The organism is Qipengyuania oceanensis, assembly GCF_009827535.1.
Classification (GTDB): domain Bacteria; phylum Pseudomonadota; class Alphaproteobacteria; order Sphingomonadales; family Sphingomonadaceae; genus Qipengyuania_C; species Qipengyuania_C oceanensis.
Genome location: NZ_WTYN01000001.1, coordinates 316,682 through 328,049, shown reverse-complemented (window position 1 = coordinate 328,049; position 11,368 = coordinate 316,682). Strand labels below are relative to the sequence as shown.

The following is an 11,368-nucleotide window of genomic DNA, read 5'->3' as shown; positions in this document are numbered from 1 at the left end:
GAGATGATATTCCTGGAAAAGATGGCGGGTCGCGCCCGCCGGTAAATTACTTGGACAGCTCGTCGAGCTTTTTCTGCATCTGCGCCATCTGTTCGCGCATCGCTGCCAGTTCGTCCTCGGCGGCGGCCGACTTCCTTGGCGAGCCGGTCTTGGGCAGGAAGGCTTCGCTCGCGGCGCGCATCATCGCGATGTTGGTCTCGGCGATCTTGGCGATCGGGTTGGCGGCGATGCCCTTCTCGAAGGCATCGCGCAGCTTCGTCTGGTTGGCGCGGAAGTTTTCCATCGATGCCTCGAGATAGCTGGGCATCAGCGCCTGCATCGAATTGCCGTACATGCCGATGAGCTGGCGCAGGAAGCTGACGGGAAGCATCTGCTCGCCCTTCTCTTCTTCCTCCATGATGATCTGCGTGAGGATCGAGTGGGTGATGTCCTCGCCCGATTTCGCATCGACCACCTGGAAGTCGACGTTCTCGCGCGTCATCGCGGCCAGATCGTCGAGCGTGATGTAGCTCGAAGAGCCCGTGTTGTAGAGACGACGGTTGGCGTATTTCTTGATGATGGTCGGCGACCCGTCATCCGCTTTGCGTTTGGCCATGAAGGACCTTTCCCGAAAAGGCAGTAATGCTGCACCTTAGCACCTGCACAATGTGCAGTGCAACATAACGCCTAGGTCAAGCGTGGCCCGATCAACGCTGCCATCGTTTCCCGAGCACCGTCAGCAGTTCGTATTGCGATAGACCGGTGTGCTCTGCAGCGTTGCGCAGATTATAAGGCACATCGACCCAGTCCCCTTCTTTCAGGTCCGGCGCTGCGGTCAGATCGACGACCACCATGTCCATGCTCACCTTCCCCAGAATGGGAAGTCGTGCGCTGCCGAAAGCCAGCGATGCCCCGTTCCACGAGCGGAGGAAACCGTCCGCATAGCCGAGGCAGACGACTGCAATCCGCATGGGCTTGCTTGCAGTGAAGGTCGCATTGTAGCCGACGCTTTCGCCCGCAGCGATCTCGCGTGTCTGGATCAAGGCTGCCTGCAGCTGCGCGACCTGCCGGATAACGCCCTCGTGCTCGCGGCGCTGGATTCCGCCGTAGAGCGACAGGCCGGGCCGGGTCACGTCGAAATGATAGTCCGGCCCCAGCGCGATCCCGGCGCTGTTCGCCAGGCTCAGCCGCCTCGCCGGAATCGCGGCGACGGCTTCACGGAAGCGGACAAGCTGGCCTGCGTTCATGGCGCTGTCTTCATCGGCGCAGGCGAGATGCGACATCAGCGTGTCGATTTCGAGCTGCGCTACGGCGGCATCGCCGATCTCGTGCATCGAGAGCCCCAACCGGTTGATCCCGGTATCGACCATCAGGTCGCACGCACCTGCGCCGGTATCGATCCACAGCCGCGCCTGTGCGAGCGAGTTGATGACCGGCTTGACCCCGGTGGCACGTGCAAACGCGGCATCCTGCGCGTTCGACGGGCCGTGCAGCACCGACACCTGGCCTGCCGGAACATGCGCGATCGCTTCGGGTACCTCGGACCAGTGCGCCACGAAGAAGGCACGCGCGCCAGCATCGCGCAGAGCGGGCAAGCAGGTCGCCACGCCCAACCCATAGGCATCGGCCTTGATCGCGGCACCGGCTTCCGCGCTTCCCGACATGGTGTCGAGAGCGCGCCAGTTATGCGCAAGGGCGTCGGTGTCGACGCTCAGCCGCAATGTCGCCGGAGGCAGTGGCGCCATGATGCTCAGGGCATCGCCGGCGAGACCGGCGGATCGTCGTGACTGTCCGCGAAATCGCGCGGCGGGCCGGACGGAAGCCCCCACCATGCGATCACGACCCCGAATGCCACGACCACCCAGGTGTACCACAAGCCGGAATAGGCATTGCCGGTCGTCGCGACGATGTAGCTCGCGATGAGAGGCAGGAAGCCACCGAGGTAGCCTGCGCCGATGTGATAGGGGATCGACATCGAACTATAGCGGATGCGAGGCGGGAACATCTCGCTCAGCAGCGCCGCGACCGAACCGTAAGTCAGCGCCGAGAGCATGCCCAGGACGCACAGCAGGCCGATGATGCCGATTATACTGCCCAGCGGCGGCGTCTGGTCGGCGAAATCGTAACCGGCGGCTTCCAGCTTGGCTTTCACGTCGGCCTTGCGTTGCGCGTCGTCCAGCCCGTCGTAGATGTAGGTCTGGTCACCGATCGACCATGCGCCCGCTGCGCATTCATCGAGTGGGCCGCAGGCATTGCGGTCGATCGAGTAGGAGACGCCGAGCGCGGTCAGGTCGGCCAGCATCCGGCCGCATTGGGTCGATTGTTTCTCGGCAAACGGGTCGTAGGTGCATTCTGCTCCCTCGACGACCACCGGCGCTTCCGCCGAGCTGCGCGCCAGCCCGGGATTGGCAAGGCTGCCCATGCCCCAGAACACAGGGAAAAGCAGGGCGAGCGAAGCGAGCGCGCCGATGATGATGGGTTTGCGGCGCCCGACCCGGTCGGACCATTTCCCGACCAGGAGATAGAAACTCATCGAGATAGTCCCGGCAATCAGCAACACGATCTCGACCAGCTGGTCGTCCATTCGCATCGGACCGCGCAGGAAGCTCATTCCGGAGAAGAACGCCGTATACCAGATCGTCGTCAGCACGCCGGTGACGCCGAACAGCGCAACGAATATGCGCTTCTTGTTGCCGGGGTAGGTGAAACTCTCGACGAAGGGGTTGTGCGCGGTTTCCCCGGCTTCCTTCATCGCCTTGAAGACCGGGCTTTCCGACAGTTTCAGCCGCATCCACAGCGAGATCACGAGAAGGATTATCGAGACCAGAAATGGCACGCGCCAGCCCCAGGCGGCGAAATCGTCCGGCGGTATCAAGGAACGACACAGCAGCACCACGATGATGCTCAGCACGAAGCCGCCGACCACGCTCGCCTGGATGAAACTGGTGTAGAATCCGCGCTTCTCCGGCGGCGCATGTTCGGCGACATAGATCGCCGCGCCGCCGTATTCGCCGCCCAGCGCAAGGCCTTGCAGGATGCGCAAACCGATCACGATGATCGGAGCGGCAATGCCGATGCTCGCGGCACTCGGGATTAGGCCGACACCGGCGGTCGCGATGCCCATCAACGTGACGGTGACGAGGAACGTGTACTTGCGGCCCAGGCGATCGCCCAGGAAGCCGAACAGGATTGCACCCAGCGGCCTGAACCCGAAGCCGACCGCAAAGCCGGCCCAGACCAGCAGCGTCTGCAGGGTTTCATTGTCGCTCGGGAAAAAGGCCGCTCCGATCAGCGCCGCGAGCGTGCCGTAGATAAAGAAATCGTACCATTCGAAGATCGTGCCTGCCGAGGAAGCGGCAATGACGAGTCGCACTTCCTTGTCGCTTGGCTGATGCTGCGCGATCGCGCTGTCGCTCATGATCCCCTTCCCCGTGGCCAATCCATGAATGTGGCTGCCGCTCTAGCCGAGGCCTCAGGCCTTGGAAAGCGCACGCATCGCGGCCGTCCACGGCAACAGGATGGCGCGGTGGCGTGCAGGAAACGGCAGAGCCGGTTGCAGTTTCTCGATCTCCGGCCAGTTCGGCAGCGTCCCGCCCCCTGCGAGCCAGGCTTCCAACTGGCCTTCGGTGCGCGCGAGTTCGGCCACGCCGTATCCCTCGGCGTGGGCGGCAAAAATCGCTGCCGCGGCCTGTCCCACGGCACAGGCCGAAACCTGCAATCCGAGGGCGACGATCCGGTCGGACTCCGCCTGGATGCAGCATTGCACAACGCTGCCGCAGGTGCGCGAGCGGGCTTCGCCGACCAGCGACCAGTCCTTGTGAAACGGATACTGGGAAAGACGCACCGCCAGGCCGAGCAAGTCCAGCGAGTAGAGCTTCTCGCGCTCGCCTGCGGGCATCAGCCTTCTTCGGCTTCGCGGCGCAGGCTGGCGCGCCGTTCGGCGATCATCTGGACCATCTCGTTCACCGAGGCGTTGACGATCGGATAGGTCCGCGCCTGCGTGATCCAGTCCGGTCGGCCCTTGTAGCCCCAGGCGGTATCATAGCCGAGAACGATGACTGCAAAACCGACCACGACGATCAGCGCACCCTTGAGCGCGCCGAACCCGAAGCCGAGGACGCGGTCGATCGGGCCGAGAATGCTTGCCCCCGACGCGTTGCCGAAGCGACCGGCGATGAGCTTCATCCCCGCATAAGGGATCAACAGAAGCAGCACGAGGCCGAGCAAGGAGGTTGCCGGCTCCGCATCGTAGACGTTGCGCAGCGCCTCGGTCAGCGGAGTATGCAGGTAGTGGATCGCGAACACCGCGAGAATCCACGCCGCGATCGAGAGGATTTCCTGCACGAACCCGCGCATGAAGCCGCCCACGGCAGCCACCCCCACGACGATCAGCACCAAGATGTCGAATACCGTCATAACCCGATGAAGGACGTAGGTTTATCGCATCACCCGGTCAACGAGATTGGGCAATTGTCGCAATCCGGCGTAATCGAGCCGCGACGAGCCGGTTTTGACGTCCGATGGACCGAAACCCCTCTCGAAGCCGAGCTTGGCTGCCTCCTTCAGCCGCAGGCCGGCATGGGCGATCGGCCGGATTTCCCCCGCGAGCGAGACTTCGCCGAACCAGATGCTGCGATCGGGCAAGGGCCTGTCGGCCAGTGCCGAAACCAGCGCTGCCGCGACGGCCAGATCGGCCGCAGGGTCGGTCAGGCGATAACCGCCGGCGATGTTGAGATAGACTTCGGCAGTGGAGAAATTGAGGCCACAACGCGATTCGAGGACCGCGAGCAACATGGCGAGGCGGCCATTGTCCCACCCGACGACCGCGCGGCGCGGGGTCGCGCCAGATTGCAGGCGCACGATCAGCGCCTGTACCTCGACGAGAACGGGACGGGTACCTTCCAGCGCCGGGAACACGGCACTGCCCGCCAGCGGCTCGTCGCGGCCCGTGAGGAACAGCATCGAGGGGTTGGCGACTTCCTGGAGGCCCTTGCCCTCCATCGCGAAGACCCCGATCTCGTCGACCGCGCCGAACCTGTTCTTGAGACTGCGCAAGATGCGGTACTGGTGGCTGCGCTCCCCCTCGAAGCTCATCACGACGTCGACCATGTGTTCGAGCACGCGCGGCCCGGCAATGCTGCCATCTTTCGTGACATGCCCGACCAGCACCAGCGCGCATCCGCTTTCCTTGGCATAGCGGATCAGCTCGAATGCGCAGCCGCGCACCTGGCTGACTGTGCCCGGCGCACCCTCGATCGTATCCGAATGCATCGTCTGGATCGAATCGATCACCAGCAAAGCGGGCGGTTCGTCGCGGCCCAGTGTCGTCAGGATATCGCGGACCGAAGTGCTTGAAGCGAGGCTGATCGGAGCCTTCACGACACCGAGCCGGTCGGCCCTCATCCGGACCTGGGCGGCCGCTTCCTCGCCGCTTACGTAAACGACCTTCCCGCCAGCCTGCGCGACGCTGGCTGCCGCCTGCAACAACAGGGTCGACTTGCCGATGCCCGGATCGCCGCCCATCAGGATCGCGCTTCCCGGCACGAGCCCGCCTCCCAATGCGCGGTCGAATTCTGCCAGTCCGGTCGATCGGCGTACCAATGGCTCGCTCGGCGCATCGAGCGGCACGAACTCGAACGCCCGCCCCCCGCTCGACAGATCGTGCTTCATCGAAAAGACGCTGGCCGGCGCATCCTCCGTAAGCGTGTTCCATTCCGCGCAATCCGGGCACTGCCCCTGCCAGCGGTGCGAAACGCCGCCGCAGGCAGCACAGATGTAGCGTCGTTTGGTCTTGGCCATCCCCGGCAAATAACCGGAACATTTGTGGAACGCAATTGCGTTGTCACTCAGGAACCGTCACTATCCACTTCAGGATGCGGCAGAAAGAACTCAGGATCGCGCTCGTCTGCTACGGCGGGGTCAGCCTCGCCGTCTACATGCACGGCGTGACGAAGGAGATCTGGAATCTCGCGCGCGCCAGTCGTGATTTTCTCGATAACGCAGAACCGGGCAACGGCGTTCGGCAGGTATATCGCGAGTTCCTCCAGCGGATCGAGCAGGAGAGCGAACTGCGGCTGCGGATCCTCCCCGACATCCTCACGGGCGCAAGTGCGGGCGGGATCAATGCGGTGTTCCTCGCACAGGCCGTCCACTCGGGCCAATCGCTCGAGCCGGTCACCGAGCTCTGGCTGGAAATGGCCGATGTCGACCGGTTGATCGATCCCGATGCCAGGCCCTGGTCGCGCGTGTCGAAATGGTGGGCGATGCCCTTCGTCTGGTGGTTGCTCAAGCGCCCCGGCAATGCGGTTTCGGAAAGTGTCGCCCCGGAAACCCGGTCCGAAGTACGCAGAAAGGTGTCGCATCTCATCCGCGGGAGATGGTTCGAGCCGCCGTTTTCCGGCATCGGCTTCTCGCGCATGCTCCACGATGCACTGGTGGCAATGGCCCAAAGCCCGACGGAATCGCCGCTACTGCCACCCAACCATCCGCTCGACCTCTTCGTCACGGCAACGGATTTCCGCGGCTATGTCGAGCTGCTGCGCCTCAACAGCCCACCGGTGGTCGAGGAGAGCGAACACCGCATGCCGATCGCTTTCAGGGCCCGCACGCCTGCCGCGAGCGGTCAGAGCCTCGCCGCCATTCCCGAACTCGTCCTGTCAGCACGATCGACGGCTAGTTTTCCCGGCGCATTCCCACCGCTCAAGGTGGAAGAGATCGACAGGCTGGCCGACGAACACGCGCTCGAGTGGAGCGGGCGCGACGAATTTCTCGGCAAGATCATGCCCGTGCACGTCAGGCGCGAGACGGCCGACGACGTCGCGCTGATCGACGGGTCGGTGCTGGTGAACGCGCCATTCGCCGGCGCGATCGCCGGCTTGCGCGGGCGCCCTGCCCAGCGCGAGGTCGACCGCCGCTTCATCTACATTGACCCGCGCCCGGACCGGCTCGGCGCGATCGGCAAATCGCGCGAGAAAGACGTCGGGTTCTTCTCGGCCATATTCGGTTCGCTCTCGACGATTCCGCGCGAACAACCGATCCGCGACAATCTCGAGGTGCTGGAACAGCAATCGCGCGAAGCCGAGCGTTTGCGGGTGATAGTCGCTGCCTTGCGGCCGGAGGTCGAGCGGACGGTGGAAAAGCTGTTCGGCATGACCCTCTTCCTGGACAGGCCGACACCCAAACGGCTGAAGGCGTGGCGCAACAAGGCGCAGCAGGCTGCCGCCGAGCAGGCGGGTTACGCGTTTCATTCCTATGCGCAGGCGAAGCTGACCGGCATCCTCGAACGCCTGGCAGGGCTCGTCCACGCTTCGGCACCGGGACTATCCTTGCCGACTGCCGATCCGATCGTCGGCCAGTTACGCATCGCGCTGAGCCAGCGCGGACTGACCGACCTGGCCAACCCGTCGGGCGGTGCGAGCGCAGAGGCGATCGACTTCTTCCGCGCGCACGACATCGGTTTCCGGATCCGCCGGATGCGGCTGCTGGCACGTCGGCTGGCGCGCGAATGGGAGTCCGATCCGGAGATCGACGACAGCGCACTCGAGGAAGCGCGCGAGACGGTTTACGAGATACTTGCCATGTATTTCGAGCGCGAGGGGCTGACACCGCTCGGCGACGAGTTCGCCGGCCTCTCCCACGCGGTTTTCGAGGATGCGCATGGTGTTCTCGATCACCTGTCGCAGTCGCGCCTGCTGCCCGAAGTCGACGACCGCGCCGAGGAGATGCTGTCCTCCGCGCTCGAAAAGATGCCGAAGAACCTGCGCCGGCGGATGCTGCTCGCCTACCTCGGCTTCCCGTTCTACGATGTCGCGACGCTACCGCTCCTGCGTAACGAGGGTTTGACCGAGTTCGACCCGGTCAAGGTCGATCGCATCAGCCCGGAAGACGCGCGCGCGATCCGGGAAGGCGGGACCAGCGCCACCTTGCGGGGAACCGAGTTCTATAATTTCGGGGCTTTCTTCAGCCGGGCCTATCGCGAGAACGATTATCTCTGGGGCCGGCTGCACGGCGCCGAGCGATTGATCGACATCGTCTGCTCTACCCTCGACGCGCCGCTGGCGGACCATGTCTGTAACTCTTACAAGCGCGCGGCCTTTCACGCCATTCTCGACGAGGAAGCGGAGAGTGGCCGATGCCGCCAAAGCCTGCTTGACGGGTTGCGAGCAGAAATCGGCGAACGGACGAAGTAGCTTTCGCCTCGCCGGTCAGCCGCCGAAGGCATCCTTGATCTTGTCGAAGAATCCGCGCGTCCCCGGGCATTCTTCCCCGGTCTCGGTATCGCGGAACTGTTCGAGCAGGCTGCGCTGTTCCTTGGTCAGCTTCGTCGGCGTTTCGACCTCGATCTCCACGACCAGGTCGCCATAGCCGCGCCCTTGCAGGACCGGCATCCCCGCACCGCGCTTGCGCAATTGCTTGCCTGACTGGATGCCGGCCGGGATCTCGATTTCATTGGTCTTGCCGTCGAGCCCCGGGATGTCGACCGAACCGCCCAGCGCTGCCGTGGTGAAGCTGATCGGAACCCGCGTAAACAACGCCGTGCCTTCGCGCTGGAAGACAGCGTGCGGCTTGATATGGACGAAGATGTAGAGATCGCCGGGAGGCGCACCCATCGGTCCCGCCTCGCCTTTTCCGGTCAGGCGAATGCGCGTGCCCGTATCGACACCGGGAGGAATCTCGACGGCGATCTTGCTCGCCCGGTCCACCCGCCCCTCACCGCGACACTCGTGACACGGCTTCTCGATGACCTCGCCGCGGCCGTGACAGTTCGGGCATGGCCGCTCGACCACGAAGAACCCCTGCTTGGCGCGCACCTTGCCGTAACCGCCGCACAGGTTGCAGGTGCGGCTTCCGGTGCCGGGTTCGGCTCCCGATCCGTCGCACGTATCGCATTGCTGCGAGGTCTCGATCTCGATTTCGGTCGACTTGCCATGGAAGGCCTCGTCGAGGCTCACTTCCATGTCGTAGCGCAGGTCCGCCCCGCGGCGCGGCCTCTGGCGCTGTGCGCCGCCGCCGCCGAAGGCACTCCCGAAAATCGTTTCGAAAATGTCGCCGATATCGCCGAAGTCGGCCCCGGCCTGCCCGCCGAAACCACCGGGACCGCCGTTCTGGAAGGCCGCATGGCCGAAACGATCGTAGGCGGCGCGTTTCTGCGGGTCTTTCAGGCAGTCGTAGGCAACGCTGATCTGCTTGAATCTGGCTTCGCTCTCGGCGCACCCGGGGTTGCGATCCGGATGATACCTCATCGCGAGCTTGCGATAGGACGACTTGATCGTCTTCTCGTCGGCGTCGCGGGACACTTCGAGCAGTTCGTAGAAATCTATTTCGGTCGCCGACACAGTCGCGATCCCCTCAAAGGCCAACCGCCACCGGCGCGGATCGGCACCGATGGCGGTCGTCTTTCACAGTCAGTCTCAGTTCTTGGCGTCTTCGTCGACTTCCGAGAACTCGGCATCGACGACATCGTCGTCCTTCGCCGGCTCCTCCGCCGCACCGTCATCCGCAGCGGCACCGGCGCTATTCGCCTGCTCCGCTTCGTAGATCTGCTGGCCCATCTTCATGGCCGCATCGGTCAGCGCCTGCGCCTTTGCATTGATCGCATCGACGTCGTCGCCTTCGAGCGCGGTCTTGGCTTCGGCCAAGGCGCTCTCGACGGCAGCCTTGGTTTCCGCATCGACCTTGTCGCCATGCTCCTCGAGCTGCTTTTCGGTCGCGTGGACAAGACTGTCGGCCTGGTTGCGAGCCTCGGCAGCCTGCTTGCGCTTCTTGTCTTCCTCGGCGAACTTTTCGGCATCCTGCACCATCTGGTCGATGTCGGCGTCCGACAAGCCACCCGAGGCCTGGATCTTGATCTGCTGTTCCTTGCCCGTGCCCTTGTCCTTGGCGGACACGTTTACGATGCCGTTGGCATCGATGTCGAAGGTAACCTCGATCTGCGGCACGCCACGCGGTGCTGCCGGGATGCCGACGAGGTCGAACTGCCCGAGCATCTTGTTGTCGGCCGCCATTTCACGCTCGCCCTGGAAGACCCGGATGGTCACCGCGTTCTGGTTGTCCTCAGCGGTCGAATAGGTCTGGGTCTTCTTGGTCGGGATGGTCGTGTTACGATCGATCATCCGGGTGAACACGCCGCCCAGCGTCTCGATGCCCAGCGAGAGCGGAGTGACGTCGAGCAACAACACGTCCTTGACGTCGCCCTGCAGGACGCCTGCCTGGATCGCCGCGCCCATGGCAACGACTTCGTCCGGGTTCACGCCGGTGTGCGGCTTGGACCCGAAGAACTGTTCGACGACTTCGCGCACCTTGGGCATGCGGGTCATCCCGCCGACCATGATGACTTCGTCGATCTGGTCCTTGGTCACGCCGGCATCCTCGAGCGCCTTCTTGCACGGCTCGAGCGTACGCTTGATCAGGTCGCCGACCATCTTTTCGAGGTCAGCGCGGGTGATCGTTTCGACCAGATGCAGCGGCGTGGACGAGCCGCCTTCCATGCGGGCGGTGATGAAGGGCAGGTTGACCTCGGTCGTCTGCGAGGACGACAGCTCGATCTTGGCCTTCTCGGCCGCTTCCTTCAGGCGCTGAAGAGCGAGCTTGTCGGTCTTCAGGTCCATGTTTTCCTTCTTCTTGAACTGGTCGGCGAGGTATTCGACGATCGCTGCGTCGAAATCTTCACCACCCAGGAAGGTGTCGCCGTTGGTCGACTTAACTTCGAACACGCCATCGCCGATCTCGAGGATCGAGATGTCGAAGGTACCGCCGCCGAGGTCGTAAACGGCGATGGTCTTGCCGTCTTCCTTGTCGAGGCCATAGGCCAGCGCAGCCGCAGTCGGCTCATTGATGATGCGCAGGACTTCGAGGCCGGCGATCTGGCCGGCATCCTTGGTTGCCTGGCGCTGCGCGTCGTTGAAGTACGCGGGAACGGTAATCACCGCCTGCGTGACGTTCTCGCCGAGATAACTCTCGGCGGTTTCCTTCATCTTCTGGAGAATGAAGGCGGAAACCTGGCTGGGCGAATATTCCTCGCCGCCCGCTTCGACCCACGCGTCGCCGTTCTTGCCCTTGACGATGTCATAGGGGACGAGTTCCATGTCCTTCTTGGTCAATGGATCGTCGAAGCGACGGCCGATGAGGCGCTTGATCGCGAACAGCGTGTTGTCCGGGTTGGTAACGGCCTGGCGCTTCGCCGGCTGGCCAATGAGGCGCTCGTTATCCTTGGTGAAGGCGACGATCGACGGCGTCGTGCGCGCACCTTCCGAATTCTCGACGACCTTGGGTTTGCCCCCGTCCATGACGGCTACGCACGAGTTCGTGGTGCCGAGGTCGATACCGATTACTTTTGCCATGGTTTCCCTATCTTCTGCAGTTAATTGGACGCCGCTCGCTTGGCCCCCCG

At 63.7% G+C, this 11,368-nt stretch carries 9 protein-coding genes; 1 reads left to right on the top strand and 8 read right to left on the bottom strand.

The window, feature by feature from the left end; all coding sequences use genetic code 11:
* Window positions 1-46 precede the first annotated feature (46 nt).
* The 6 genes from phaR to radA form a co-directional block, all read right to left on the bottom strand.
* Window positions 47-595 (bottom strand): polyhydroxyalkanoate synthesis repressor PhaR, encoded by a 549-nt coding sequence (gene phaR, locus GRI48_RS01605; protein ID WP_160670441.1) that lies wholly within the window; start codon window positions 593-595, stop codon window positions 47-49.
* Window positions 596-686: 91 nt separating this feature from the next.
* Window positions 687-1,724 carry an alanine racemase gene (gene alr / locus GRI48_RS01600; protein WP_160670438.1) on the bottom strand — a complete coding sequence of 346 codons (1,038 nt, stop codon included), beginning with the start codon at window positions 1,722-1,724 and terminating at the stop codon, window positions 687-689.
* A 5-nt stretch (window positions 1,725-1,729) separates the two neighbouring features.
* Complete coding sequence (locus GRI48_RS01595; protein ID WP_160670435.1) at window positions 1,730-3,397, bottom strand: MFS transporter; 1,668 nt, start codon at window positions 3,395-3,397, stop codon at window positions 1,730-1,732.
* A gap of 54 nt (window positions 3,398-3,451) precedes the next feature.
* Complete coding sequence (locus GRI48_RS01590; RefSeq protein ID WP_160670432.1) at window positions 3,452-3,877, bottom strand: iron-sulfur cluster assembly scaffold protein; 426 nt, start codon at window positions 3,875-3,877, stop codon at window positions 3,452-3,454.
* On the bottom strand, window positions 3,877-4,395 hold the full coding sequence (locus GRI48_RS01585; protein ID WP_160670429.1) for a CvpA family protein: 519 nt from the start codon (window positions 4,393-4,395) through the stop codon (window positions 3,877-3,879). The genes GRI48_RS01590 and GRI48_RS01585 overlap by 1 nt, the downstream gene beginning before the upstream one ends.
* A gap of 21 nt (window positions 4,396-4,416) precedes the next feature.
* Window positions 4,417-5,778 carry a DNA repair protein RadA gene (gene radA / locus GRI48_RS01580; protein WP_160670426.1) on the bottom strand — a complete coding sequence of 454 codons (1,362 nt, stop codon included), beginning with the start codon at window positions 5,776-5,778 and terminating at the stop codon, window positions 4,417-4,419.
* A 74-nt stretch (window positions 5,779-5,852) separates the two neighbouring features.
* On the opposite strand from radA, the gene GRI48_RS01575 reads away from it, so the two are divergent.
* The gene (locus GRI48_RS01575) at window positions 5,853-8,168 is read left to right on the top strand and encodes a patatin-like protein (RefSeq protein ID WP_160670423.1); all 2,316 of its coding nucleotides are present in this window, start codon (window positions 5,853-5,855) and stop codon (window positions 8,166-8,168) included.
* A gap of 15 nt (window positions 8,169-8,183) precedes the next feature.
* Here GRI48_RS01575 and dnaJ read toward each other — a convergent pair whose 3' ends face one another.
* Both dnaJ and dnaK read right to left on the bottom strand, forming a co-directional pair.
* The gene (gene dnaJ, locus GRI48_RS01570; protein WP_160670420.1) at window positions 8,184-9,314 is read right to left on the bottom strand and encodes a molecular chaperone DnaJ; all 1,131 of its coding nucleotides are present in this window, start codon (window positions 9,312-9,314) and stop codon (window positions 8,184-8,186) included.
* A gap of 75 nt (window positions 9,315-9,389) precedes the next feature.
* Entirely contained in the window at window positions 9,390-11,318 is a 1,929-nt protein-coding gene (gene dnaK / locus GRI48_RS01565) for a molecular chaperone DnaK (RefSeq protein ID WP_160670417.1), read from the bottom strand.
* Between the last annotated feature and the right edge of the window lie 50 nt (window positions 11,319-11,368).